A 24,555-nucleotide genomic window follows, 5' to 3' on the forward strand; every position below is an offset into this window, starting at 1 on the left:
CGCCGCAAAAATTGCTATTCCAGCCATTGTCCGTCGCCCGCCGTCGTTCGTCGTTTGACATGGCGGCTCCCTAGCGGCTCGCTATGCGCCGGCGATGAAGTAGCGGCGGCGCACGATGTCGAGTCCCACGGCCATGACCATGATCACGCCGACCGCGATCTGCTGCCAGTTGGAGTTGACGCCGATGACGACGAGGCCGCTCTGCACCACCTTCAGCATCAGGATGCCGACGACGCCGCCGGCGACCGTGCCGGCGCCGCCGAAGAGGCTGACGCCGCCGACCACGACCCCTGCGATCACCGTCAGTTCCCAGCCGCTGCCGATCGAGGTACCGCCGCTGCCGAGATCGGCCATGACGAACATGCCGGCGATCGCCGACAGCGCGCCGACGACAATGAAGGCGCCGATCTTGTAGGCGCTGGTGTTGATGCCGACGAGGCGCGCCACTTCCTGATTGCCGCCGGTGGCGTAGATGTTGCGTCCGAGCACGGTGCGCCGCAGGACGAAATCGGCGACGATCGCCGCGACGATGAAGAAGGCAAAGCTCCAGCCGAGGCCGAAGGCGAGGTCGGCGCCGCCGATCGCGTTGATCGCCTCCGGCAGGGGATAGACCGGATAGCCGCCCGTCACCACCTGGATCAGGCCCTGGCCGATGAACAGCATGCCGAGCGTCTGGATGAAGGCAGGGATGCCGAGCCTGACGACGATCACGCCATTGAGCAGTCCGATTGCCGCGCCGACTCCGATCCCGCCCAGAATGGTGACGGTCACCGGCAGCGCGGCCGCGGTCATCAGCTTGGCGGCGACGACCGCGGACAGTCCGGCCACCGAGCCGACGGACAGGTCGAATTCGCCGGCGACCAGCAGGATGGTCTGGCCGATGGCGATGATGCCGACGAACGAGACGACGTTGAGAATGGCGCGGATGTTGCGCTCCGACAGGAAAGCCGGTTCGAGCAGCCAGAAGAAGACGATCAGCAGAGCCATCGCCGCCAGCACGCCGACTTCGCCGATAGCGATGAAGCCGATCAGCCGCCGCCGGAACGATTGCCTATCCCGGGGCGGCGAGCTCACGTCAGCCGCGCTTTCCATCCTGACCTCCCTGGCGGCGCACGCCGCCGGCTCCCGCAACCGGCACCATCGCGCCCACGCCGATCCCGGCGTGCTCCTCGGTGCCATTAAGATTATAATATTATAACTTGTCAACGGCGAAATTTCAGGAGTTAGGCTAGGTCTGGCACGTCGCTGGAAAGCGCTCGCCGCAGCCGCTATGAATGGCGCTGGTCGTGCGATCCGGAGCTGGTTTTTCCCTTCGCGCATCATGCTTTGTGGAGCTTGGCGATGACCGATGGGTCAGGGGACGATCCCGGCGGGAACACACCGTCGCAGCGTCTCGGGGTTCGCGAGATCGCGAGGCGCATCGGTGTCGCGCCCATCACGGTGTCGCGTTCCCTGTCCAATCCCGGCAGGGTCTCGGCGGAGACGCGCGCCAGGGTGCTTGAGGCGATAGAGCAAATCGGCTTCGTGCCCAACCAGCTTGCGTCCAGCATGCGCGGCAACGGCCGCATGATCGGGACGGTGGTGCCGCCGCTGATCAATTCGGGCATCGCCGAGCAGGTGCAAGGCATGTCCGACGAATGCCATGAGGGCGGCTATTCGATGCTCCTCGTGCAGGGCGAATTCACGCGGGAAGCCGAGGAAAAAGCGATACGCACGCTGCTCGGCTGGCGCCCGGCCGGCATGATCCTTCAAAGCTTCGTGCAGAGCGAAACGGCGCGCGCCTTACTGCAGGGCAGTGGCGCGCCGGTGGTCGAGATCTCCGAGGTCAAGGGTCGCGATCCGATCGACATGGTGGTCGGCATCTCCAATTTCGAGACTGCCTACGCCATGACCATGCATCTGGCGGCCAAAGGCTACAGGCGGATCGGCTTTGTCTCGACGCCGATCCACGGTAATGACCGTCTTCAACAGCGCCGCACCGGTTACCACGCGGCGCTGACTAAGCTCGGCATCAAGAATCATGACGGCATGGAGGTCGAGGTGCCGATCACCGCACAGGGCGGCGCCGAGGCGCTGGTTGCGCTTACCTCCCGACACAAGCACATCGACGCCATCTTCTTTTCCAGCGACACGCTGGCCGTCGGCGCAGTGCAGGAATGCCACCGGCGGGGCTGGGCGGTGCCCGGCAGGATCGCCATCGCCGGTTATGGCGACATGGACCTCGCCGCGCAGCTCTATCCGCGGCTGACCACAGTGAGGGTCAATCGCTACGACATGGGCCGCCGCGCCGTGCGGCAATTGCTGGCGAGGCTGGGCGGCGACGTCGAGGTGCCGACCGTCACCAGCCTCGGCTTCGAGATCATCGACCGCGAAAGCGCCTGATCAGGCCTTTGTCGCCGGCTGCTCGCGGCGGCCCAGGCGCTTCTCCCAGCCTTCGGCATGAACGTTGAGATAGGCGTTGGGGTCGTAAGGATGATCCTTGATCGCATCGAGGTTGAGATCGATGCCGAGCCCCGGCGCCTGCGGCAGCGACAGATGACCGTTGTCCGGGTTGATGGTCGGATGCCAGGTCACCAGCTCGCGGGTCCACGGATCGTTGAACGCGTCGAAATGCTCCTGGATCAGGAAATTCGGCACCGCCGCAGCAAGTTGCAGGCACACCGCCGTCGCCACCGGTCCGCCGCTTTGATGCGGCGCGATGTGGCTGCCATGGGCTAAAGCCAGATTGGCGACCTGCATGGATGGCGCGATGCCGCCGAGCGACATCGGCTCGGGCTGGAAGATGTTGACGCCGCCGCCCGCCGCCAGCGTGTAGAACTGGCCGACCGTGTCGTACATCTCGCCGGTCGCCACCGGGATGGGCGAGCGATGCGCCACCTCATGCACCGTCTCCTGGCGGTCGCGCGAGGTCGGCTCCTCCCACCAGTAGATGTCAAGATCGGCGAATTTCTGCGCCGCCTGAAGCGCGGCAATCTCGGTGAAGCGCGCATGCACGTCGATCAGGATCAGCGTGTCGCCCGGCAGCTCATCGCGCAGTTTCCGGCAGATCGCGTAGGAAAGGTCCAGCTCCTCGCGCGAGATGAAACCTTGCGCGGTGCCGAAGGGGTCGAGCTTGAACGCCTTGAAGCCCTTGGCCAGCACAGCCTTCGCGGCTTCGAGAAAGGCTTCCGGCGTGCGTTCGGTGCGATACCAGCCATTGGCATAGCCAAGCACCGTGTCGCGCACCTGCCCGCCGAGAAGCTGGTGGATCGGCACGCCCAGGCTCTTGCCCAGAATGTCCCAGCAGGCGACTTCGATCGCCGCGATCACCGTGCGGTGGATATGGCCGCCGTCGAGCGAAACGCTGTCCAGCATGCGCTTGGCCAAAGCGGTGATGCGGCGCGGGTCCTGGCCGATGGCGAGATGCTTGAGCTCGTGCACGCCGGCTTCCGTGGTCTTGATGAAACCGTTCAGCGTGCCTTCGCCGACACCATGGATGCCCTTGTCGGTATGGACCTTGACGAACAGCCAGTTCTTCCAGCCGGCACCGACGGCAAAGGTCTCGATGTCGGTGATCTTCATGCGGACCCCAACCCGGTGATCGTGGCGACAATGGCTTCGGTGGTGAGGCCGTATTTCGCCTGCAGGGTCGGCACCGCGCCGCATTCGACATAGCGATCGGGCAGGCCGATGCGCGTCACTTTCTTGGCGATGCCGGCCCCGAACAGGCTCTCGACGACAAGGCTGGCGAGCCCGCCGACCATGACATGGTTTTCAGCGGTAACGATATGATCCACGGAACCGGCAAATTCGGCCACGGCCGCAGTGTCGAACGGCTTGATTGTCGGCACATGCAGCACCCCGGCGGAGATGCCTTGTTTCTGCAAGGCCTCCGCCGCGTCCAGCGCCCGCTCGGTCATGAAGCCGGTCGAGATGATGCCGACATCGGAACCTTCGCGAAGCCGCCGCGCCTTGCCGATCTCGAATTTGTAGCCGGGCTCGAGCACGACCGGAACGCTGCCGCGCAGCAGCCGCATGTAGACCGGACCTGGATACTCGGCGACCGCCTCTGTCGCCGCCTCGATCTCGGTCGCGTCGCAAGGGTCGATGACGGTCAGGCCGGGGATCATGCGCATCAGCGCCAGATCCTCGATCGCCTGATGCGTGCCGCCGTAGCCGGTCGTCAATCCCGGCAGGCCGGCGACGATCTTCACGTTGAGGTTGGAGTGGGCAAGCGCGATGGCGACGAAGTCATAGGCGCGCCGCGTCGCGAACACGCCATAGGTGGTGGCGAAGGGAACCTTGCCGGCGCGGGCGAGCCCGGCGGCGACGGCGACCAGGTTCTGTTCGGCCATGCCGACATTGAAGAAGCGGTCGGAAAAGGCGTCCCTGAACGGCAGGATGTCGGTGTATTTGCCAAGGTCGGCGGTCAGCCCGACGATATCAGGCCGGCTATGCCCGAGCCTGGCCAGGGCCCGGCCGAACGGTGCTTCCACGCTTTGCCGGCCGCCGCCGACAGCCTCGTCCTGGCCCATGGCCAGGGTCCGTCCGGCTTGCACGCCGCCGCTCATTGGTGAGTTCCCATGCTTTTGTCGAACTCGGCGATGATGCCGTCCCATTGCGCCACGTCGATGCGGAAGAAGTGCGATTTCTCGCTGGTCTCGATGCGCGGCACGCCTTTGCCGGGCAGGGTGCGCAGCACGATCGCCTTCGGCTTGCCATTGCGTTTGCGCGCGCCGGCCAGCGCGTCGAGGACGGCCTTCATGTCGTTGCCGTCGATCTCCGTCGTTTCCCAGCCGAAGGCGCGCCATTTGTCAGCCACCGGCTCCATGTTGAGCACCACGGGTCCGTCGGCCTGGATACCGTTGCAATCGATCAGCGCCACCAGCCCGTCCAATTCGAAATGGCTGGCCGACATCGCCGCTTCCCAGGTTGAGCCCTCCTGCATCTCGCCATCGGAAAGCTCGACGAAGACGCGCGCGTCCGAGCGATCGAGGCGAAGTCCCAGCGCCTGGCCGATGCCTTGCCCGAGGCCATGGCCGAGCGAGCCGCCAATGACCTCGACGCCCGGCGTGGTGTCGAGCGTCGACATCTCCAGCCGGCTGTTATCGGCGCCATAGGTGACAAGCTCCTCGACTGGGATGATGCCGGCCTCGGCCAGGGCGGCCCAAAGCGCGATCGAGTAATGCCCGGTTGACAACAGGAAGCGGTCGCGATCCGGCCATGCCAGATTGTGCGGATCGTAGCGCAGCTCGTGGAAATACAGCGCCGCCAGCGTGTCGGCGATGCCGAGGCCCTGGCCGATATAGCCCTGGCCCTGGCCGCGCGCCATGGTCAGCATGTGGCGGCGCAGCCGTGTCGCCTTGCGTTCCAGCGCGGCGACATCGGCGCTGCCGGGAGGGGAGTTTCGCAGCATTTGATGCCTAGTCCTTGTCCAGCCCGCCCGACATGTTGAGCCGCTCGGCGGTCATGTATTGCGGCGCATCGAGGCAAAGCCAGACGACGGCTTCGGCCACCTCGGAAATCTCGGCGCGACGGCCGAGCGGAATGCGGCGCGTGCGTTCGTCGAGGAAGGCCTGCAGATCGCTTCGGCCATTGGCGCGGGCAAGATCGAGTTCGGTCGAACGCTGCATCTCGGTGTCCATCATGCCCGGCGCCAGGCTGTTGACCAGCACGCCATAGGGCGCAAGCGCGACGGCCGCGGCGCGGGTGATGGAATCGACGCCGGCCTTGCTCGCCGTATAGGCGGTGTAGTCGGGCAGTGCCATGCGCGAGCCGGGCGAGGTGATGTTGACGATGCGCCCCGAGCGCTGCTCGCGCATCACCCGGCCGGCCGCCTTGCAGGCCATGGCAAGCGCTGTGACGTTGAGCGCCAGCGTGCGCGTCCAGGCCTTGAAGGTGGCGTCGAGGAAGGGCTCGATCACGCCATAGCCGGCATTGTTGACGAGGATGTCGATGCCGCGCCAGCGCGCGACCACTTTGTCGACCGCTGCTTCCGGCGCGCCTTCGAGCGTGAAGTCGCCGATGATGGTCTCAGCTTCCGCGCCGGTCTGGCCGATCTGCCGGGCCGTCTCGGTTAGGCCTTCGCCATTGATGTCGGTGACGGCGACGGCACAGCCGCGCCTGGCCAGTTGCAGCGCCACCTCGCGGCCAAGCCCTCCCGCGGCGCCGGTGACAAGTGCCCGTCGCGTCGTGGTGTCTGGAATTTCAGCAGGCAAGCCAACCTCCTCCCAAGGCCATCTTGACGCGATGGATACCGGTATCCATAGATGGCTGTCAACGGGCTTGTGCTACTGTTCGCGGGCCCAGGAGCCGGGAGGAAAAATTGAAGATCGTCGCGCTGGAAACGCTGCAGCTGGCGGAATTCCCATTCCTGTTCTGGCTTCGCGTCCATACCGATGCCGGCATCATCGGCACCGGCGAAACCTTCTGGGCGCCAGGGCCGGTCGCCTCCTACATCCACGACAACGTCGCTGCCTACCTTATCGGCAAGGATCCTCGGGATATCGAACTGCACGACCGCACGCTGGGCAGCGTCTATGTCGGCGCGCGCGATTCCGGCGCGGAGGTGCGCGGCAATTCCGCTGTCAACATCGCGCTGTGGGATATCTATGGCCAGGCGCTTGGCGAGCCGGTCTGGCGGCTGCTCGGCGGCCGCACGCACAGAAGCGTGCCGATCTACAACACCTGCGCGGGCTACAAGCATGTGCGCGCCAGCAAGAAGAACGCGCTGTTCGAGCGCGGCGAGGACTGGTCGCTCAAATCGGGCGATTCCAACGAAGGCCCGTATGAGGACCTGCTAGCATGGCGCTACAATGCCGGCGACCTCGCCAGGAGCCTGAAATCCGAAGGCATCGGCGCCATGAAGATATGGCCGTTCGACATTGCCGCCGAGGCATCGAACGGCGCCCGCATCTCGCTTGCCGACCTCGACAAGGCGCTGGAGCCGTTCCAGAAGATCCGCGACGCCGTCGGCCGCGACATGGAGATCATGGTCGAGCTGCATGGGCTGTGGAGCCTGCCGCCGGCGCTGCGCATCGCCGAGGCGCTGAAAGCCTACGACGTCGCCTGGCTGGAAGAGCCGATCCGCTACAACGAGCTCGACGCCATGGCCGAGTTGGCGCGCCACACCTCGATCCCGATCGCGGCCAGCGAGCGGCTGGCCACGCGGCAGATGTTCAAGCAGTTGATCGACAAGCGCGCGGCCTCGGTGATCATGATCGACCTTGCCTGGTGCGGCGGCCTTTCCGAAGCTCGCAAGATCGCCAACATGGCCGAGACCAGCGAATTGCCGGTGACGCTGCACGACTGCACGGGGCCGATCGTCTATGCCGCCAGCTGCGCGCTCTCGGCCACCTTGCCGAACGTCAATTACCAGGAAGCCGTGCGCGCCTATTTCACCGGATGGTACACCGAGATCGTCGCCGATATTCCGCCGGTGAGTGACGGCCATGTCGCGCCGCTCGATGGACCGGGATTAGGTCTCAGCCTCCGACCGGAGCTTTTCCAGCGGCCCGACGCCACGGTGCGGATCACCAAGATCTAGAGCACGGCTTTCGTCAGGACCTTTGTCAAAACAAGGCGATAGAGCGTTTCACCGGTTCGGCGAAACGGCGGACGCGCTTGCGTCTCGCACGCTTTGCTTACAGCCTGTAGACATTATGCTATTATAATCTATTATCAGCCCGAAGCGAGCAGCCACAAGCTCGCCGCCGGCGCGTTCTCGCGCGGCGCCAGACGGATCCATGGGAGGCTTTGGTGGCAATTTCTGCGGCGCGCGCACGCGAGGATTTCAAGGGTGCGCCAAATCTGCCCGACCGAAAAATCCTGCTCGACCTGTTCGAACGCATGGTGTTGCTGCGCCGCTTCGAAAGCGTTGCCCAGATCGCTTGCCGCAAGGGCGAAACGCCTGGCTTTCTGCATCTCTACATTGGCGAGGAAGCGACCGGCGTCGGGATCTGCGCGCATTTGCGGCCGACCGACTGGGTCACATCGACCCATCGCGGCCACGGGCATGCGCTGGCCAAGGGCGCCAATCCCGGGCGCGTTATGGCCGAGCTGTTCGGCAAGGCCGACGGCATTTGCGGCGGCCGCGGCGGCACCATGCATCTCTACGACCGCTCGGTCGGCCTGTTCGGCACCAACGGCATCGTCGCCGCCGGCATCGGCCATGCCGTCGGCATAGGCATGAGCGCGCGCCGGCAGGGACGCGACGACATAGGCGTGGCTTTCTTCGGCGACGGCGCCGCCAACCATGGCGGCTTCCATGAGGCGCTCAACTTCGCCGCCGTGCAGCGCGCGCCGGCGGTCTTCATCTGCGAGAACAATCTCTACGCCACCGCGACCCCGCTCAAATCGATCACGCTCAATCCCGAGATCGCCACCAAGGCCGCGTCCTACGGCATGCCCGGCGTAGCCGTCGACGGCAACGACGTCTTTGCCGTCTGGCTGGCCATGAAGGAAGCGACCGAACGCGCCCGTTCGGGCAAGGGCCCGACGCTGATCGAAGCCAAGACCTATCGCACCGTCGGCCACCATGAGGGCGATCCTGTCATTGGCAACTACCGAACGCAGGAAGAACTCGACGCCTGGATCAAGCGCGATCCGATCGACATGTTCCGCAAGCGGCTGATCGAGGAGTATGGCATTGCCGACGCCGAGGCGCTCGGCGCCATCGAGGCGCGGATCGAGAAGGTGGTCGAGGAGGCGCTCACCTTCGCCCGCACTTCGCCCGAGCCCGATCCGGCCACGGTGCGCCTGCATGTCTTTGCCGATCCGATCAATCCGCCGGCCGCCCTGCAGCCACGCGCCGTCGGCGAGACGAAAACCCAGGGCTGGCTCGAGGCGGTGCGCGATGGCATTGCCGAAGAGATGCGCGCCAATCCGGCGATCCTCTATTTCGGCGAGGGCACCGGCGAGCGCGGCGGCAGCTTCGCCCACACGAAGAACCTGTGGCAGGAGTTCGGCCCTGATCGCATGGTCGACACGCCGATCTCCGAGCAGGGGTTCACCGCCGCCGCCGTCGGCGCTTCGGCCACCGGCGCGCGCACCGTCTCGGACCTGATGTTCGCCGACTTCGCCTTCGAGACCGCAGGGCAGATTTTCCTGCAGGCGGCGAAGCTGCGCTACATGACCAGCGGTGTGATGAGCGCGCCGATGGTGGTGCGCGTCGGCGCCGGCGCGCTGCGCAGTTCCGGCCCGCATCACAGCGGCATCTACCACCCGGTCTTCGCCCACATGCCGGGCCTGATCGTTTGCGTGCCCTCGAACCCTGCCGATGCCAAGGGCCTGATGAAGACGGCGCTGAGAGCCGGCGATCCCGTCATCATGCTCGAACCGAAGGCACTGTTCGCGTCCAAGGGCGAGGTGCCGGTCGGCGAGCACTATGTACCGTTCGGCGTCGCGCGGATCGCGCGGGCAGGAACGGACATCACCATCGTCGCGGCCGGGCAGATGGTGCAGCGCGCGCTTGAGGCAGTCGAGGCATTGGCGGCCGAAGGCATCGAGGCCGAAGTGATCGACCCGCGCACCATCATGCCGCTCGATATCGACGCGATCGTGGCCAGCGTCAGGAAGACGCATCGCCTGCTCATCGTCGACGAGGCATGGGCCATGTGCGGCCTTGGCGGCGAGATCGCCCAGGCGATCAACGAGCTCGCCTTCGACGAGCTCGACGCCCCGCCCGGAAGGCTGCACAGCGCGCCGACCTCGCATCCCTTCGCGCCGGTGTTGGAGCGAGCCATGCTGATCGACACGGCACGCATCGCCGAGGGCGCTCGCGATGTGATTGCCGGCAAGCCGCCGGTGCCGGATCACTGGTACACGGTTGGCCTGAAAAGTGCCGCGCCGGCAAGGCCCGCGCCTGTTCCAGCCAAGCCGCAGCCCGCCGCTCCCGCCGCCACCGCCAGCGACGATGAGCCGGTGACGATGCCGTTCGGCGATCTCACCGTCAGCGAAGGCAAGGTCGTCAAATGGCTGAAGGCGGTCGGCGAGACGGTGAAGGAGGGCGAGCTGATCGCCGAGATCGAGACCGACAAGGCCGTGGTCGAGATCGAGGCGCCGGTCAGCGGGACGCTCAGCGCGATCGACCAGCCGGTCGGCGCCGTGGTGCCGATGGGCGGACGGATCGGCGGCATCAAGAAATAGTCACCAACTTCCTTGAAATCCGAAGGGCAAGCATGAAGATCCTGTGCGCCAATTGGCAAGCCGCCGACGAGGCCGAGCTCGAACGCGAGCACTATCCCGACATCGAGTTCATCCTCGCCCGCTCGACCAACGACAAGGCCGCCGCGCTCGATCCGGCGGTTTGCCAGGCGGTCGATGCGGTCATCAACTATTCGCCGACCCATAATGTCGCCGCCGTGCCGACCGCCTTTCCCAAGGCCAGGATCGCGGTGCGATCCGGCGTCGGTTTCGACAACATCGATACGGCCGGCTGGGGCGCGCGCAAGATTCCCGCCTGCAACGTGCCGGACTACGGCACCACCGAGGTTGCAGACCATGCCATCGGCCTGATGCTGGCGCTGACGCGCGGCACGTCTGCTTATGGAGCAGAGCTTTCGGGCAACGGCGCCGCGGGCTGGCATTTCTCCAAGGCGCCGCTGGTGCGCCGTCACAAGGGCGCGACCTTTGGCATCGTAGGGCTGGGCCGCATCGGGCTTGCAGCGGCACGCCGCGCCGCCGCCTTCGACATGAAGGTGGTGTTTTACGATCCGCATCTTCTGTCCGGGGTCGACCTGTCGACCGGCTATGAGCGGGTGCATTCGCTGGCCGAGCTGATGGGGCGAGCCGATGTGGTGAGCGTCCACACGCCGTTGAGCGAGGAAACCCGCAAGCTGCTCGGCGCGGACGCCTTCGCGGTCGCCAAGCCCGGCCTTGTCCTCGTCAACACAGCTCGTGGTCCGATCGTCGATCTCGACGCGCTGGAAGCGGCGCTGCGCAGCGGCGCGGTTGCCGGCGCGGGTCTCGATGTCCTGCCGAACGAACCCGGCGATCTCGACCATCCGCTTCTGGCGGCGTGGCGACGCCGCGAGCCGTGGATCGCCAACCGGCTGATCGTGACGCCGCATGCGGCCTTCTACAGCCCGGCGGCGATGCGCGATCTCAGGCTGAAATCGATCGAAGTCGTGCATGCCTATCTCGCTGAAGGCCGGCTGACCAACTGCGTCAACTCCGAGTATCTGAAATGAACGTTGCGGTGGCATCGCGGCTGGCTGTCTCGCCCTATGCGCGCCGGCTTGCCCGTGACCGCAACCTTCCGCTTGAAGCCCTTCGCGGCAGCGGTCCGGACGGCCGCATCCTGGCCGCGGACGTGCTTGGCTTCATCCCCGTTGATGCGCCGGGGGAGCTTCCGGCCGCCGCCCCGGCGCCTTCGATAGCCGCGTCCAGCGTCGCCGCCTTCGCGACATCGATCGCGTTGGGCGCCTTGCGTGAATTGTTGGCTGCCCTGGAGAGCTCGGGCAAGGTGTTCGACATCGACGATATCCTGCTGCGCGCCGCGGGTAGCGCGTTCATTGAGATGTCGGGCGCGGCCAAGGCCGGTGAGTCGCCGGTGGCGCTTGAACTCGGCAACCGGCAAGTGTTGTTCGCGACCACCTCGGGAATGCCGCTGACATCGCTGCGCGCGATGCGGCTCGCGGCGCAAGCGGACGCACGCGACGATTCGCAAAGACCCGCTGCCTTGTCCGTACGGCTGCTGCCGCCGAGCGATATCAGGCCGGTGATGATGCCGCTGTTGCCAGGACGGGCCATGCGCCTGACAGTCTCGGTCGGCACCGCGGGCGATCAGGCCGAATGCCTGGTGACGGCAGACACGGCAAGTTTCGACGAGACAAGCTCGACGGCGTGGCTCGCCGCGCTGAAATCGGCGGTCGAGCATCCGCTTCGGCTTTTCGTCTAAACGGCGCAGCAAAACCGCTGCGCAGTTTTGCGCGTCATACGATAGCCTCGGGCGGCGGAAGCTATTATAAAAGCTTCGATACAGACGCGACGAGGCTCATGGACCACACCGTTCCCACCATCGACAGTCTTCCCAGGCGCACGCTTGGACGCTCCAACGGGCCGCTCTATCGACAGCTCGCCGACATATTGCGGGTACCGATCGGCGACGGCACCTTTCCCGTCGGTGGGGAATTGCCGAAGGAGGCGGCGATCGCCGAGCATTTCGGGGTCAGCCTGATCACCGTGCGCCAGGCGCTGCGCGATCTCGAGGCGGACGGGCTGATCAAGAAGCGCTCGGCGAAACCGGCGGTGGTCGCGGCGCGCAGCCCGTCGGTCAATCTGAGCTGGAAGTTCAAGAACTTCGCCGACATGGCCGCCTTCACCAAGGATGCGCAGCTCACAGTGAAATCCTATCGCAAGGAGGTCTCCCCCGTGCTCCAGCGCCATTTCGGCATGGGCAAGGAGGAGGCGGGCTACTGCCTGCGCAGCGTGCTGTCGATCGGCGAGCAGAGGAAGGCGCAGATCACCACCTACTTTCCCCCAGACGTCGGCGCCAGGCTGAAGCGCGAAGACTTCTCCGACGTCCTGATCTTCCGCTCGGTGCAGAAGCATCTCGGCCTGCGTCTCGATGTGGCGCATGTCACCGTGCGCGCCGAGATCGCAGACGAGGCGGTTGCCGCTGATCTCGGCATCGCATTGGGCAGCGCGGTGCTGACGGTGGAAATGCTCTATCAGTCCGCCGACCAGCGCAGCATCGAGTTCTCCGTCGCGCGCCATCCGGCCGATATTTTCAGCATCACCTACGACGCGCCCAACGACCTGTCCTGAGGCTGCCCGGACGTGCGATTTCTGCCGACGGGTGCATAGACAGGCCTATAAAATTATAATAGCATGATAGCTAGGCTGGGATGCCGGCGGGAAGCGAGGTTGCGCGCGAATTCCGTCGCCGCCGCGGCCTGCCGAAAGGCCCGGTGTCCGATCAAGATGGCGCAGTCCATCGCCGGCCGGGGAGGAACATAGGGAGGAGACTATGCAATCGAGGAGCCTGTGCGTCGGCCTGATGGCGCTTGCCGGATTCGCAGTCTGCGTTGGAGCGACATCCGGCCATGCCGAAGCCAAGAAAACCTACGCCATCTACCTTTCCAACAATTTCGTCGGCAATGACTGGCGCCAGCAAATGGAGCGCGTCGCCAATGTCGCGGTCAACAAGGGACCGCTGAAAGGCCGCGTCGACCTCAAGATCGAAAATGCCGAGAACACGGTCCAGGCGCAGATCAACTCGCTGAACAACATCATCCGGCAAAAACCCGACGCCATCCTGATCGACGCGTCGTCGGCCGAAGCGCTCAATCCAACGATCAAGAAGGCCTGCGACGCCGGCATCATCGTCGTCAGCTTCGACCAGACCGTGTCGGCAGAATGTGCCTACAAGATGCATTCCGATTTCGACATCATGGCCAACAACCAGGCCGAATGGATGGCCTCCATGCTCGGCGGCAAAGGCAAGGTCTTCATGGATCGGGGCCTCGCCGGCGCGCCGATATCCGAGCAGTTCGAGAAGAATTTCGGCGCCGTGCTCAAGAAATATCCCGGCATCGAGATCGTCGGCTATTTCAACGGCAACTACGCCGCAGGGCCCGAACAGGAAGGCGTAGCAAGCCTGCTTGCGGCGCATCCGGAGGTCGACGGCATCTTCTCGCAAGGCTACGGCACCGGCGCCATCAAGGCGCTGCAGAATGCCGACCGGCCGATGGTGCCGGTCGTCGCCGCCGCCTTCAACGGCACCGGCGTCACCTGCGCCGAGACGAAGGGCGCGAAATGCTGGCTCGGCGCCAATCCGCCGTCGCTGTCCGCGGAAGCAATCAAGCTCGCCGTCGACATTCTCGATAGCGGCAAGAAGCCGGTAGACACGACCGTGCTGTTCAATTCGCCCGGCCTGACTACGGACATGGTCGATGCCAAATACGCGCCGAATTCCTCGGCCGTGAAGATCGAACTCGGCAAGACCGTGTTCCCCGATCTGGCGCCCGGCCTTTCCCTTCCGGTATCACCAAGCTGGGTGGAGATCACGCCCAAGGAGGCCTCGGGAAGCTGATTTGATGAGGAAGGGCGCCGCAGTGAGGCGCCACGATTTCGAAACGAAAAACGGGAGGAGAAAAATCATGAAATTATTGAGCCGTTACACCGGCCTCGCAGCGCTTGCCGCCACCATGATGGCGGTCGGCATGCAGGCTGGCCATGCCGAGGACAAGAAGCCCTACACCATCTATCTCTCCAACAATTTCGTCGGCAACGACTGGCGCCAGCAGATGGAGCGCGTCGCCACCGTGTCGGTCAACAAGGGGCCGCTGAGGGGCCGCGTCGACCTCAAGATCGAGAATGTCGAGAACACGGTCCAGGCGCAGATCAACTCGCTGAACAACATCATCCGCCAGAAGCCGGACGCCATCCTCGTCGATGCCGGTTCGGATTCGGCGCTCAACCCCACCCTCAAGAAGGCCTGCGACGCCGGCATCGTCGTCATCAGCTTCGACCAGGTGGTGACCGAGCCTTGCGCCTATGCGGTCGCCTCCGATTGGGACCGCATCCCCGCCGTCATGGCCGAGTGGATGGCCGTGCAACTCGGCGGCAAGGGCAACATCATCCTCGACCGCGGCCTCGCCGGCGCGCCGATCTCGGCGCAACTCCAGCAGGGCTATGAGAAAGTGCTGGCCAAATATCCCGACATCAAGGTGGTCGGCTATTACAACGGCAATTACGCGCTCGGGCCGGAACAGTCCGGCGTGGCGGCATTGCTTGCCGCCAATCCGAAGATCGACGGTATCATGACGCAAGGCTACGGCTCGGGCGCCATCCAGGCGCTGAAGGACGCCGGCCGGCCGATCGTCCCGGTCGTCGGCTTCTCCTACAATGTCGCGGCCGTCACCTGCGCGCAGACGCAAGGCGCCAAGTGCATCCTCGGCTCGAACCCGGCCTATCTGTCCTCGGAAGCGATCAAGCTAGCGGTCGATATTCTGGACACCGGCAAGAAGCCGGCCGAACGCTCAGTGTCGGTCAAGGGCGATTTCGTGACGACCGATCCTTTCGAGTCAAAGCTTTATCCGGGCACCAAGATGATCAAGATCGCGGTCGGCGAGAATGCCTTCCCCGACCAGGCGCCTGGCCTGACGCTGCCGATCACGCCCGACTGGGTCGAGATCACCGCCGCGGAAGCCGCCGGCAGCAAGTAACGTGCTGTTTCACGATCCTATCTCCCGGCATCGAGCGATGCCGGGAGACCTGTTCAAGCAATTCCAGGAAAGTGTGAGCGGTTTTCCGTCCGGAATTGCGTAAAAACAAAGAGATAGAGGGGTTCGCCGTTTCCTTGAAACGGTGAAACGCTCTAGAAAGCGACCCATGGATCTCGTCACCGTCAACGGTCTGTCCAAACGTTACGGCGGCATCGTCGCGCTGAGCGAGGCTGCATTCAGCGCCCGCGCCGGCGAGGTGCATGCGCTGCTCGGCGAGAATGGCGCGGGCAAGAGCACTTTCATCCAGATACTGTCGGGTGCTGTGCAGCATGACGGCGGCTCGATCCTGGTCGACGGGCAGGACTATCGCCCCGCCAATCCGGACGACGCCCAAGCGCGCGGCATTGCCGCCGTGTTCCAGGAACTGTCACTCATTCCCGATCTCAGCGTCGAGCAGAACATCTGGTTCCGCCACGAACCACGGACATGGCTTGGCACCGTCAACCGCGCGGAGATGCGCCGCAAAACGCTGGCGCTGCTCGAAAAATACGATTTCCCGGCGCTGCGTCCCGAGCAGGAATTGCGGCGGCTGACGCTGGCCGAACGACAGATCGTCGAGATCGCCAAGGGCCTGGCGAAGGACCCGCGCATTCTGATCCTCGACGAGGCTACTTCGGCGCTGCCGGCGCGGGAAGCCGAATGGCTGTTGAAGCTCACCCGGCAGCTGGCCGCCGAGGGCAGGCTCGTCATCTTCATCTCGCATCGCATGGCCGAGGTGCGCGCCATAGCCGACCGGCTGACGATCTTCCGCAACGGCAGCACCGTCGCCGCGCATGAGGCCAATGCCGTCTCCGACGACGAGATCGTCACCCAGATGATCGGCCGGCATCTCGACCGGCTCTATCCCGAGCGCGTGCCGACGATGACCGATCGCATCGCGCTGAAGGTCGCAAACCTCATCAGCGGCAGCCGCCTGTCGGGCGTGGACTTTTCGCTTCGCGGGGGTGAGGTGCTCGGCGTCGGCGGCCTGCAGGGCCACGGCCAGCGCGAGCTGTTCCAGGCGCTGTTCGGCGCCACGAAGGCGAGCGGCGCGATCGAGCTTTGGGGCAAGCCCGCTGCGATCGGCAATCCGCGCCAGGCGCTGACCGGCAAGGACGGCATCGCGCTGGTGCCGGAAGACCGGCGCGGCCAGGGCCTGCTGTTGACCAAGAGCGTGCGCGAGAACCTGACGCTGTCAGTCATCAAGCGCTTCACCGAAAACGGTCTGCTCAGCCGGCAGAAGGAAGAGGCGCTGGTCAAGGAGATGGTCGATTTTCTGCGCATCAAGGCCGGCACGCCTGAACAGCTTGCCGGCACGCTGTCCGGCGGCAACCAGCAGAAGGTGATCTTCGGCAAGATGCTTCTGACGGAAGCGCGCGTGCTCCTGCTCTACGATCCGACGCGCGGCGTCGATGTCGGCACCAAGGGTGAGATCTTCCAGCTGATGCGCGATCTCGCCGCCAAGGGCTACGCGATCCTGTTCCATTCAAGCGACATGCCGGAGCTCGTCCATGTCGCCGACCGCGTGCTGGTGATGCGCAACGGCCGCATCGCAGCGACGCTGGAGGGAGATCATATTTCGGAGGAGGGGATCCTGCGCGCCGCCATGCTTGAAACCAGGGCGGCTTGAGGCATGGTGATGTCCGCGGAGCAAACTGTGGAGAGGGCGCAAATGCCGGCGCACACGAAGGAGATCAGCCCGGGCATCGATTGGCGCGGCCGCGCGCTCGACCGCGCGCCGTTCCTCGTCGCCTGCCTGATGCTGGCCTTGATCGTCGCCATCTATGGCGGCCTGCAGTCGGGCGTCTTCAGCCTGGACGAGCTCAACCTCGACACGGCTGCGGCGATGACGCTGATGCTGGCGGCGACCGGACAGACGATCGTCCTGGTGCGCGGCGGCATCGATCTGTCGATCGGCGGCATGATCAGCCTCGGCACGGTGATCGCGGCGACGCGTTTCACCGACGACCCGTCGACCACCGCGTTCTGGGCGCTGACGATATTGGCGCTCGGTTTCCTCATCGGCGCGCTCAATGGCCTGTTGATCTCGCTGCTCAAGCTGCAGCCCTTCCTGGTGACGCTCGCCACCTGGTCGATCCTCAACGGCGTCGCCATGATCATCCTGCCGACCGATGGCGGCAGCGTCCCCGGTTGGTGGGTCGGCTTCGCCTCGGCACAGCTCCTCGGCCTGACGAGCCCTGTCTGGATGCTGCTGGCGCTGCTCGTGTTCTGGTGGTGGTTCCGCGCGACGCGCGTCGGCATCACCATCCAGGCCTCCGGCTCCAACGAGAAATCGGCCTTCCTGTCGGGCGTTTCCATCACCCGCGTCAACGTCGTCACCTACGGCCTGTCCGGCCTGTTCGCCGCGGGTGCCGCGCTGTTTCTGATCACACAGACCGGCGCCGGCTCGCCGACCATCGGCAAGGACTATATCCTGCCTTCGGTGGCTGCCGCGGTCATCGGCGGCGTCAGCCTGTTCGGCGGCCGAGGCCATCTCGCCGGCACGCTGATCGGCACTTTCGTGCTTACCCTCATCGGCAATCTGGTCTTCGTCCTGCATGTGTCGAGCTATTGGCAGCCGGTCGCGTCGGGCGTCATCCTGCTGCTCTCGGTGCTGGCAAGCTCCGTCGCCGAAAAGGCCGCGAGGAACCGTGTCCAATGAGCGCCTTCCTCGCCCGCAACCGCCTCATCGTGCTCGCCTATGCCGGCATGGTCATGCTGCTCCTGGTCACCGCGATGTTCTCGCCGGGCTTCCTGTCGGTCTCCAACATGCGCTCCACCGTGGTGCTGGCGGCCTTCGTCGGCATCGTCGCGCTCGGCCAGACCTTCGTCATCATCGGCGGCGGCATCGACCTGTCGGTGCCCTGGGTGCTGAATTCGGCTGCGATCGTCATGGCGCTGCTCTGTGGCGGGCAGGATCTCCCGCTTGTCTGGGTGTTGCCGCTGCTGCTTGCTGGCGGCGCTTTCGTCGGGCTGATCAACGGCGTCGGCGTCGCCCAGTTCGGCGTGCCACCGATCATCATGACCCTGGCCACCAACGTGATCCTGCAGGGCCTGATCCTGGTGTTGACCGGCGGCTCGCCGACGCCTTCAGCGCCGGCGCTGATCCAGTTCCTTTCGGTTGGGCGCATCGGCGGCTTCCCGGTCATCGCGCTGATCTGGCTCGCGCTGACGCTGGTCGCCACGCTGCTGCTCTCCAAGGCGGCGTTCGGGCGTCATCTCTATGCGCTCGGCACCAGCGCGACAGTCGCCGAATTCTCCGGCGTGCCGACGGCGCGCACCACCATCTTGACCTATGTCGTCTCCGGCCTCACCGCCGCCTTCGCCGGCATGCTTTTGACCGGCTATTCCGGCCAGGCCTATCTCGGCATGGGCGACGCCTATCTGTTCACGTCGATTGCGGCGGTCGCCATCGGCGGCGCCTCGATCCTCGGCGGCAGCGGGCATTATCTCGGCACCGTCGCGGGCGCCATGGTGCTGACCATCCTCACCGGGCTCTTGCCGGCGCTCAACCTGTCGAGCGGCGCGCTGCTCGTCGTCTATGGCGCGGTGATCCTGATCACGGTATCGATCGGCAGCGAGACCTTCGCCGGGCTCGGCGTCAGAATTCGCGGCAGAAGGGCTTGAACATGGTCGAGATCACGTGCGTCGTCGATGCGGGAGCGGAGCTTGGCGAAGGCACGCTCTGGGATTCGAAAGCAGGTGTGCTCTGGTGGATCGACATCTGGAAGAAGCTGATCCACCGCTACGATCCGGCGACCGGCAGAGACGAGGTGTTCGAGACGCCGGAATATCTCGGTTGCCTCGGCCTGCGCGAGAAGGGCGGCCTGGTGCTAACCATGACCGACGGTTTTCATTTCTTCGACCCGGCGACCGGCAAGTTCGAGGCGATCGTCGACCCGGAAGCGCATATGCCCAAGACCCGCTTCAACGACGGCAAGCCGGACCGGCAGGGGCGGTTCTGGTCGGGGTCGATGTTCGAAGCGCCGGGCCAGCTCGAATTCATCGGCGCGCTCTACCGGCTCGATCCCGATCTCTCGGTGCACAAGATGATCGACGGCATCGGCTGCTCCAACGGTCTTGCCTGGAGCCTGGATTCGAAGACCATGTATTTTTCCGACAGCCATGCCGGCGCTGTCTGGGCCTATGATTTCGACCCCGCCACCGGCGACATCGAGAACCGCCGCACCTTCATCGACATGACGACTACCGGCGGCGTCGCCGACGGCGCCACCGTCGATGCGGAAGGCTGCTACTGGGTGACAATCCCGGTGACCAGCAAGGTCTGCCGCTACGATCCGACGGGCAGGCTGATGCAGACGGTGGTGCTGCCGACGGACCTGCCGACCTGCTGCGAATTCGGCGGCAAGGACCTCGACATCCTCTATGTCACCTCAGCCGTGCTCCGGCGTCCCGCCAGCCATTTCGTCGGGCAAAAGCATCCGGGCGGGCTGTTCGCGCTCGATGTCGGCGTCAAGGGCCTGACGCTGCCGGCGTTCAAGGGATAGCGCCTTTACCCTTGGCCCACGCTTTCCCGGAAGTTCAGGCCGCCGACATGACCAGCGGCGTCCCGGTGTTTCGCTTCACGCCCACCGCGAACCGGCGCTCAAGATAGCCGGCATAAAGCGAGAGCGGCCAGCACAGCGCGAAATAGATCAGCGACACCGTTCCGAAGACCGTCACCGGCTGAAAGGTGACCGTGTTGACCTGCGTGGCTGCGCGAGCGAGCTCGGTGAGCCCGATCAGGGAGGCGATCGACGTCGTCTTGACGATCTGCACCATGAAGCCGACCGTCGGGGGCAGCATCAGCCGCACTGCTTGCGGGACGATCACCAGCCGCAGCGTCCTGACGAAGCGGAAACCGAGCGCGGTCGCGGCTTCCCACTGCCCCCTCGGGATCGCTTCGATGGCGCCGCGAAAAATCTCGCCGAAGAACGCCCCACCATTGAGCGAGAACGTCACCGCCGCGGCCGTCCATGGATCCGGGCGGTAGCCGAGCAGGGACGAGCCGTAATAGGCCATGAACAGCTGGATCAGGATCGGCGTGCCCATGAAGAACTGGATGTAGCCGGCGGCGAGCCAGCGCAGCGGGCGAGCGGGCGCCACCCGGATCGCTGCCACGACAAGCCCGACCAAGCCGCCGCCGGCAAAGGCGATCAGCGCGAGCAGGATCGTCCAGCGTGTCGCCAGGAGCAGGAACATCAGTTCGTTGGGGCCGAAGTCGCGCAGGCTCATGGGCTAGGCCTTCCAGCGGAACATCAGCTTGCCTATGCCGGCAAAGAGCAGGCTCGCTGCCTGCACCAGCACAAAGTAGACGACCGCGATGACGATATAGACCTCGAAGCTCCTGAAGGTCTGCATGACCAAGTTGTTGGCGACCGCGGTGAGTTCCTCCGCCGCGATCGCGCCGACGATCGAAGTGCCCATGATCTGCAGGATGAATTGCGCCGACAGCGATGGGTAGACGGCGCGCGCCGCCGGCACCAGCACGACGTGGCGGATGATGCGGTAGCGGCTGAGCCCGAGCGACTTGGCGGCCTCGATCTGTCCTTCCGGGACGGCCTCGATGCCGGCGCGCAGGATTTCGGTGGCATAGGCGCCGAGATGGATGGACAGCGCGACGACCGCCGCCGCGTTGCTCGATAGCTTGAAGCCCAACAGCGGCAGCGAGAAGAAGACGAAATAGAGCTGGATGAGCAGCGGCGTGTTGCGGATCAGCTCGACATAGGCGCCTATCGGCCAGGATAGAAAGCGCGGCCCGAAACTGCGACCCACGGCGCCCAGGATACCGAAGGCGGCGCCGAACAGGATCGAGAGCGTCGCCAGTTCGATGGTCTTTTCCAGCCCGCGCTGCAGCAGGTCAAGATGCGCCAGGACGGGGCCGAATTGCAGGGCGGTTTGCATAGGCATTCCGTCAAGAAAGCGGGGCCGACCGGCCCCGCGGTTTCATGGAAGGTGTGATCAGAAAACCGGCAGCGCAGGCAGCGGCTGGTTGCGATACTTCATCGACAGCGCATCGAGCGTGCCGTCGGTCTTCATGGCGAACAGCCAGGTGTTGATCCACTGGCGAAAATTGTCGTTGCCCTTGGCGACGCCGATGCCGAAATAGAACGTCTTGAGCACATATTTCTGCTCGAAGGCATCGCCGTTCTGCGCCTTCTTCAGGTAGATCTCGCCATAGTCGCCGCCGCCCATGGCGTCGATCTGGCCCGATACCATCGCCTGCAGCAGCGAGGAGTAGTCGTCGAAGCGCAGGATGTTGATGCCGGGATTGGCGGCGGCGGCCGCCGTCAGCAGGCCGTCCTCGCCCGTGCCCCGCGTCAGGCCGACCTTCTTACCGACGAGGTCGGCGACGCCTTTGATGCTGGTGCTTTTCGGCGCGATGACAACGGCCGACTGTCCGGCATAAGGGATCGAAAAATCGATCTGGATGGCGCGTGCAGGCGTGATCGAAAAGATCGAGATGACGGCGTCGACCTGCTTGGTCAAGAGCGCCGGGATGCGGCCGGGCGATGTCACGGTGACGAATTCGACCGGAACGCCAAGCGCCTCGCCCATCTTGTTGGCGACCTCGATATCGAAGCCGGTCGGCTTCAGATTGGCGTCGAGAAAGGCGTAAGGCGGCGTGGTGGTGTCGATCGCGACGACCAGCTTGCCGCGCGAAATGATCTCGTCGACGGTTTGCGCCGAGGCGATCGAAGGCATGAGCACCAAGAGCATCAGTACCATGCCAGTCAGCAAGGCGCCGGCCCCTCTCAAGACAGTCCGCATGTTTTCCTCCCATGCATTTGGCGCCTTCAAGTCGATATCGTCCGCGCGAGGGCGCATCTCACGCGAAGACGTATGGAAAATCTGTCTGTCGTCCCTCGATTGTTCAGCGCCGCAGCGTGCTAGCATAATGGTATGCTATTATAATTTTTATCACCCACGCAAGAGCTTGGCCGACTGGACAACCCAACGACGAGGAACTGCAGCCGGAAACGTTGGCGGCTATTCTCGGATTCTCCTTGAGGCGGGCGCTCGGATTTGGTCAGTTTGTCCCGAAGCACGCCACTTGCCAGGCGGATAGCCGCGGCGGACAGGGAGAAAAAGCAATGCGCACCAAAACCAGCATCCGCGTCGTCGGTTGCCATGCCGAGGGCGAGATCGGCGATGTCATCGTGGGCGGCGTGCTGCCGCCGGCAGGCCGCACGATGATGGAAAAGATGATCACGATGGAACGCGATCACGACCATATCAGGCGCATGCTGATCTGCGAGCCGCGCGGCAGCGTTGCCCGGCATGTCAATCTCCTGGTGCCTTCGACGCGCGAGGATTGCGCCGCGGGCGCCATCATCATGGAGCCGACCGAATATCCGCCGATGTCCGGCTCCAACACGATCTGCATCGCCACGGTGCTGCTCGAGACCGGCATGGTGCCGATGCAGGAGCCCGAGACGCGCTTCAAGCTGGACATGCCTGGCGGCGTCATCGAGGTGCGCGCCGAATGCAAGGACGGCAAATGCCTGTCGATAACTTTTCGCAATGCCCCCGCCTTCGCCCATAGCCTCGATGCCAATATCGAGGTGGAAGGGCTTGGCACGCTGAAAGTCGATATCGCCTATGGCGGCATGTTCTACGCGATCGTCGACGCCAAGGCCCTTGGCTTCTCGGTCACGCCCGACGAGGCTCGCGAGTTGGCCGTGGCCGGCGAGAAGGCCCGCCGCGCGGCGCGCGAGCAGCTCGATGTCGTGCACCCGCAATTCGACAATGTGCGCGGCGTCTCCATCGTGCAGTTCGCCATGCCGTTCCAGGGGCCGGGCAAAGTCACGCGCAACACCTGCATCGTCTCGCCCGGACGCTCGGATCGCAGCCCGACGGGGACCGGCACCTCGGCCCGCATGGCGGTGCTGCAGGCGCGGGGCCAGATGAAGGAAGGCGACGTGCTGATCCATGAATCGATCATCGGCTCGCGCTTCACCGGCAAGATCCTCGAGCTCACCGAAGTCGCCGGGCGCAAAGCGATCGTGCCGCAGATAACGGGCCGCGCCTGGATCACGGGCGAGCACAACTACTATCTCGATCCGACGGATCCGTATCCGCAAGGCTATGTGCTGTCGGACACCTGGGGCACCTCGACCTCGGTGACGCAATAGAATTTCCCGCAACGACTTCGGCTCGGATCACTCGATTAGCCAGGCGCTTTCCAGCTCTCGGCGGGGCGTTTGCGCTTGCAGAATGTCAGCGGACCTTGCAGGGAGGCGCCTGCTCTGATTCCCTGCGTTTGGTGGGGGTCGCCTGATTCGCATACTTGTTCCGGGTCCGCATTGTCGTGCGGCAGGGCAGCAGGTGCTTTGGTAGAAAGATGAAGAAATGACCGCCAAGCCGGAAATCCTGGAGATGAGACCCAAGATCACCGTCGTCGGGGTCGGCGGCGCCGGCGGCAACGCCGTCAACAATATGATCGCCGAGGGGCTGCAAGGCGTCGAGTTCGTCGTCGCCAACACCGACGCGCAGGCGCTCACCATGTCGAAGTCGTCGCGGCTGATCCAGCTGGGCGCGCATGTGACCGAGGGACTGGGCGCCGGATCGCTGCCCCAGGTCGGCAGTGCCGCGGCGGAGGAATCCATCGACGAGATCATGGATCATCTGGCGGGAACGCATATGTGCTTCATCACCGCCGGCATGGGTGGCGGTACCGGCACCGGTGCGGCGCCCGTGATCGCGCGTGCCGCGCGCGATGCCGGCATCCTGACGGTGGCCGTCGTCACCAAGCCTTTCGTGTTCGAAGGCAAGCGCAGGACCCAGGCGGCCGAAGAAGGCATCGAACGCCTTCGCGAGAGCGCCGACACCGTGATCGTCATCCCGAACCAGAACCTCTTCAGGGTTGCCGACGCCAAAACCACCTTCGCCGATGCCTTCGCGATGGCGGACCGCGTTCTCTACGCGGGTGTCGGCTGCATCACGGACCTCATCGTCAAGGAAGGGCTGATCAATCTCGATTTCGCCGACGTGAAGTCGGTGATGCGGGATATGGGCCGCGCCATGATGGGAACCGGCGAGGCCTCCGGGGAGGGGCGCGCCAAGATCGCGGCCGAGGCGGCGATCGCCAATCCGCTCCTCGACGAGGCCTCGATGTCCGGCGCCAGAGGGCTGCTCGTGTCGATCTGCGGCGGCATGGACATGACGCTGTTCGAGGTCGACGAAGCCGCGACAAGAATACGCGAGGAAGTCGACGCCGATGCCGACATCATCGTCGGCGCCATCTTCGACCAGGCCCTGGCGGGAAAGTTCCGCGTGTCCGTCGTCGCGACCGGCCTGCGCAAGAGCGCGGACATCGCGCAGTTCGAGCAGCGGATCGCCTGAGGCTGGCGATCCTGCCGCGGCG

The 24,555-nt window shown here is 64.9% G+C and carries 22 protein-coding genes; 14 read left to right on the forward strand and 8 right to left on the reverse strand.

From position 1 onward, the window contains the following. Positions 1 to 81: 81 nt before the first annotated feature. Positions 82 to 1,092, reverse strand: coding sequence for an ABC transporter permease (locus RFM41_RS28100; RefSeq protein WP_320252651.1), 1,011 nt, complete (start codon positions 1,090 to 1,092; stop codon positions 82 to 84). Positions 1,093 to 1,341: 249 nt separating this feature from the next. On the opposite strand from RFM41_RS28100, the gene RFM41_RS28105 reads away from it, so the two are divergent. Then, complete coding sequence (locus RFM41_RS28105) at positions 1,342 to 2,382, forward strand: substrate-binding domain-containing protein (protein ID WP_320252652.1); 1,041 nt, start codon at positions 1,342 to 1,344, stop codon at positions 2,380 to 2,382. On the opposite strand, the gene RFM41_RS28110 is transcribed toward RFM41_RS28105, so the two are convergent. Genes RFM41_RS28110 through RFM41_RS28125 form a run of 4 tightly spaced genes read right to left on the reverse strand, consistent with a single transcriptional unit; the run spans position 2,383 to position 6,197 of the window. Continuing rightward, positions 2,383 to 3,561, reverse strand: coding sequence for a mandelate racemase/muconate lactonizing enzyme family protein (locus RFM41_RS28110; RefSeq protein WP_320252653.1), 1,179 nt, complete (start codon positions 3,559 to 3,561; stop codon positions 2,383 to 2,385). Next, positions 3,558 to 4,550, reverse strand: a complete 993-nt coding sequence (locus tag RFM41_RS28115; RefSeq protein ID WP_320252654.1) for a transketolase family protein — start codon at positions 4,548 to 4,550, stop codon at positions 3,558 to 3,560. Before RFM41_RS28115 ends, RFM41_RS28110 begins: the two co-directional genes overlap by 4 nt. Then, positions 4,547 to 5,395 carry a transketolase gene (locus RFM41_RS28120; RefSeq protein WP_320252656.1) on the reverse strand — a complete coding sequence of 283 codons (849 nt, stop codon included), beginning with the start codon at positions 5,393 to 5,395 and terminating at the stop codon, positions 4,547 to 4,549. Before RFM41_RS28120 ends, RFM41_RS28115 begins: the two co-directional genes overlap by 4 nt. Before the next feature lie 7 nt (positions 5,396 to 5,402). Then, entirely contained in the window at positions 5,403 to 6,197 is a 795-nt protein-coding gene (locus RFM41_RS28125) for an SDR family NAD(P)-dependent oxidoreductase (RefSeq protein WP_320252658.1), read from the reverse strand. Positions 6,198 to 6,304: 107 nt separating this feature from the next. On the opposite strand from RFM41_RS28125, the gene RFM41_RS28130 reads away from it, so the two are divergent. The 11 genes from RFM41_RS28130 to RFM41_RS28180 all read left to right on the forward strand — a co-directional run bounded on the left by RFM41_RS28130 (position 6,305) and on the right by RFM41_RS28180 (position 19,696). Further along, complete coding sequence (locus RFM41_RS28130) at positions 6,305 to 7,525, forward strand: mandelate racemase/muconate lactonizing enzyme family protein (RefSeq protein ID WP_320252659.1); 1,221 nt, start codon at positions 6,305 to 6,307, stop codon at positions 7,523 to 7,525. Positions 7,526 to 7,737: 212 nt separating this feature from the next. Continuing rightward, complete coding sequence (locus RFM41_RS28135) at positions 7,738 to 10,125, forward strand: thiamine pyrophosphate-dependent enzyme (RefSeq protein WP_320252660.1); 2,388 nt, start codon at positions 7,738 to 7,740, stop codon at positions 10,123 to 10,125. A gap of 32 nt (positions 10,126 to 10,157) precedes the next feature. After that, entirely contained in the window at positions 10,158 to 11,168 is a 1,011-nt protein-coding gene (locus RFM41_RS28140; protein ID WP_320252661.1) for a C-terminal binding protein, read from the forward strand. After that, positions 11,165 to 11,878, forward strand: a complete 714-nt coding sequence (locus RFM41_RS28145) for an E3 binding domain-containing protein (protein ID WP_320252662.1) — start codon at positions 11,165 to 11,167, stop codon at positions 11,876 to 11,878. Before RFM41_RS28140 ends, RFM41_RS28145 begins: the two co-directional genes overlap by 4 nt. Positions 11,879 to 11,976: 98 nt before the next feature. Beyond that, a complete protein-coding gene (locus RFM41_RS28150; protein ID WP_320252663.1) occupies positions 11,977 to 12,747 on the forward strand; it encodes a GntR family transcriptional regulator in 771 nt (256 codons plus the stop codon). 202 nt (positions 12,748 to 12,949) lie between these two features. Then, positions 12,950 to 14,014 carry a substrate-binding domain-containing protein gene (locus RFM41_RS28155; protein WP_320252664.1) on the forward strand — a complete coding sequence of 355 codons (1,065 nt, stop codon included), beginning with the start codon at positions 12,950 to 12,952 and terminating at the stop codon, positions 14,012 to 14,014. 67 nt (positions 14,015 to 14,081) lie between these two features. Beyond that, complete coding sequence (locus tag RFM41_RS28160; protein ID WP_320252665.1) at positions 14,082 to 15,149, forward strand: substrate-binding domain-containing protein; 1,068 nt, start codon at positions 14,082 to 14,084, stop codon at positions 15,147 to 15,149. 166 nt (positions 15,150 to 15,315) lie between these two features. After that, positions 15,316 to 16,818, forward strand: a complete 1,503-nt coding sequence (locus RFM41_RS28165) for a sugar ABC transporter ATP-binding protein (RefSeq protein ID WP_320252666.1) — start codon at positions 15,316 to 15,318, stop codon at positions 16,816 to 16,818. A 42-nt stretch (positions 16,819 to 16,860) separates the two neighbouring features. After that, positions 16,861 to 17,850 carry an ABC transporter permease gene (locus tag RFM41_RS28170; RefSeq protein WP_320252667.1) on the forward strand — a complete coding sequence of 330 codons (990 nt, stop codon included), beginning with the start codon at positions 16,861 to 16,863 and terminating at the stop codon, positions 17,848 to 17,850. Further along, positions 17,847 to 18,815: an ABC transporter permease gene (locus RFM41_RS28175; RefSeq protein ID WP_320252668.1), complete on the forward strand. Its 969-nt coding sequence runs from the start codon at positions 17,847 to 17,849 to the stop codon at positions 18,813 to 18,815. Before RFM41_RS28170 ends, RFM41_RS28175 begins: the two co-directional genes overlap by 4 nt. 2 nt (positions 18,816 to 18,817) lie before the next feature. Next, entirely contained in the window at positions 18,818 to 19,696 is an 879-nt protein-coding gene (locus RFM41_RS28180; protein ID WP_320252669.1) for an SMP-30/gluconolactonase/LRE family protein, read from the forward strand. A 34-nt stretch (positions 19,697 to 19,730) separates the two neighbouring features. On the opposite strand, the gene RFM41_RS28185 is transcribed toward RFM41_RS28180, so the two are convergent. From RFM41_RS28185 to RFM41_RS28195, 3 genes are read right to left on the reverse strand one after another with little or no spacing between them, the layout of a single operon-like run. Then, entirely contained in the window at positions 19,731 to 20,423 is a 693-nt protein-coding gene (locus RFM41_RS28185) for an amino acid ABC transporter permease (RefSeq protein ID WP_320252670.1), read from the reverse strand. 3 nt (positions 20,424 to 20,426) lie between these two features. Then, a complete protein-coding gene (locus RFM41_RS28190; protein WP_320252671.1) occupies positions 20,427 to 21,092 on the reverse strand; it encodes an amino acid ABC transporter permease in 666 nt (221 codons plus the stop codon). Positions 21,093 to 21,149: 57 nt separating this feature from the next. Next, positions 21,150 to 21,959, reverse strand: coding sequence for a transporter substrate-binding domain-containing protein (locus RFM41_RS28195; protein WP_320252672.1), 810 nt, complete (start codon positions 21,957 to 21,959; stop codon positions 21,150 to 21,152). Positions 21,960 to 22,282: 323 nt separating this feature from the next. On the opposite strand from RFM41_RS28195, the gene RFM41_RS28200 reads away from it, so the two are divergent. Continuing rightward, entirely contained in the window at positions 22,283 to 23,323 is a 1,041-nt protein-coding gene (locus RFM41_RS28200; protein ID WP_320252673.1) for a proline racemase family protein, read from the forward strand. Between the two features lie 217 nt (positions 23,324 to 23,540). Next, positions 23,541 to 24,533: a cell division protein FtsZ gene (gene ftsZ, locus RFM41_RS28205; RefSeq protein ID WP_224514728.1), complete on the forward strand. Its 993-nt coding sequence runs from the start codon at positions 23,541 to 23,543 to the stop codon at positions 24,531 to 24,533. Positions 24,534 to 24,555: the final 22 nt, after the last annotated feature.

Source organism: Mesorhizobium vachelliae (genome assembly GCF_033977325.1).
GTDB classification, from domain to species: domain Bacteria; phylum Pseudomonadota; class Alphaproteobacteria; order Rhizobiales; family Rhizobiaceae; genus Mesorhizobium; species Mesorhizobium vachelliae.

Excerpts from the sequence above, each read along its gene's own strand:
- RFM41_RS28100 (WP_320252651.1), bottom strand. The coding sequence starts at position 1,092 with ATGGAAAGCGCGGCTGACGTGAGCTCGCCGCCCCGGGATAGGCAATCG.
- RFM41_RS28105 (WP_320252652.1), top strand. The coding sequence starts at position 1,342 with ATGACCGATGGGTCAGGGGACGATCCCGGCGGGAACACACCGTCGCAG.
- RFM41_RS28110 (WP_320252653.1), bottom strand. The coding sequence starts at position 3,561 with ATGAAGATCACCGACATCGAGACCTTTGCCGTCGGTGCCGGCTGGAAG.
- RFM41_RS28115 (WP_320252654.1), bottom strand. The coding sequence starts at position 4,550 with ATGAGCGGCGGCGTGCAAGCCGGACGGACCCTGGCCATGGGCCAGGAC.
- RFM41_RS28120 (WP_320252656.1), bottom strand. The coding sequence starts at position 5,395 with ATGCTGCGAAACTCCCCTCCCGGCAGCGCCGATGTCGCCGCGCTGGAA.
- RFM41_RS28140 (WP_320252661.1), top strand. The coding sequence starts at position 10,158 with ATGAAGATCCTGTGCGCCAATTGGCAAGCCGCCGACGAGGCCGAGCTC.
- RFM41_RS28145 (WP_320252662.1), top strand. The coding sequence starts at position 11,165 with ATGAACGTTGCGGTGGCATCGCGGCTGGCTGTCTCGCCCTATGCGCGC.
- RFM41_RS28150 (WP_320252663.1), top strand. The coding sequence starts at position 11,977 with ATGGACCACACCGTTCCCACCATCGACAGTCTTCCCAGGCGCACGCTT.
- RFM41_RS28155 (WP_320252664.1), top strand. The coding sequence starts at position 12,950 with ATGCAATCGAGGAGCCTGTGCGTCGGCCTGATGGCGCTTGCCGGATTC.
- RFM41_RS28160 (WP_320252665.1), top strand. The coding sequence starts at position 14,082 with ATGAAATTATTGAGCCGTTACACCGGCCTCGCAGCGCTTGCCGCCACC.
- RFM41_RS28165 (WP_320252666.1), top strand. The coding sequence starts at position 15,316 with ATGGATCTCGTCACCGTCAACGGTCTGTCCAAACGTTACGGCGGCATC.
- RFM41_RS28170 (WP_320252667.1), top strand. The coding sequence starts at position 16,861 with ATGCCGGCGCACACGAAGGAGATCAGCCCGGGCATCGATTGGCGCGGC.
- RFM41_RS28175 (WP_320252668.1), top strand. The coding sequence starts at position 17,847 with ATGAGCGCCTTCCTCGCCCGCAACCGCCTCATCGTGCTCGCCTATGCC.
- RFM41_RS28180 (WP_320252669.1), top strand. The coding sequence starts at position 18,818 with ATGGTCGAGATCACGTGCGTCGTCGATGCGGGAGCGGAGCTTGGCGAA.
- RFM41_RS28185 (WP_320252670.1), bottom strand. The coding sequence starts at position 20,423 with ATGAGCCTGCGCGACTTCGGCCCCAACGAACTGATGTTCCTGCTCCTG.
- RFM41_RS28190 (WP_320252671.1), bottom strand. The coding sequence starts at position 21,092 with ATGCAAACCGCCCTGCAATTCGGCCCCGTCCTGGCGCATCTTGACCTG.
- RFM41_RS28195 (WP_320252672.1), bottom strand. The coding sequence starts at position 21,959 with ATGCGGACTGTCTTGAGAGGGGCCGGCGCCTTGCTGACTGGCATGGTA.
- RFM41_RS28200 (WP_320252673.1), top strand. The coding sequence starts at position 22,283 with ATGCGCACCAAAACCAGCATCCGCGTCGTCGGTTGCCATGCCGAGGGC.
- ftsZ (WP_224514728.1), top strand. The coding sequence starts at position 23,541 with ATGACCGCCAAGCCGGAAATCCTGGAGATGAGACCCAAGATCACCGTC.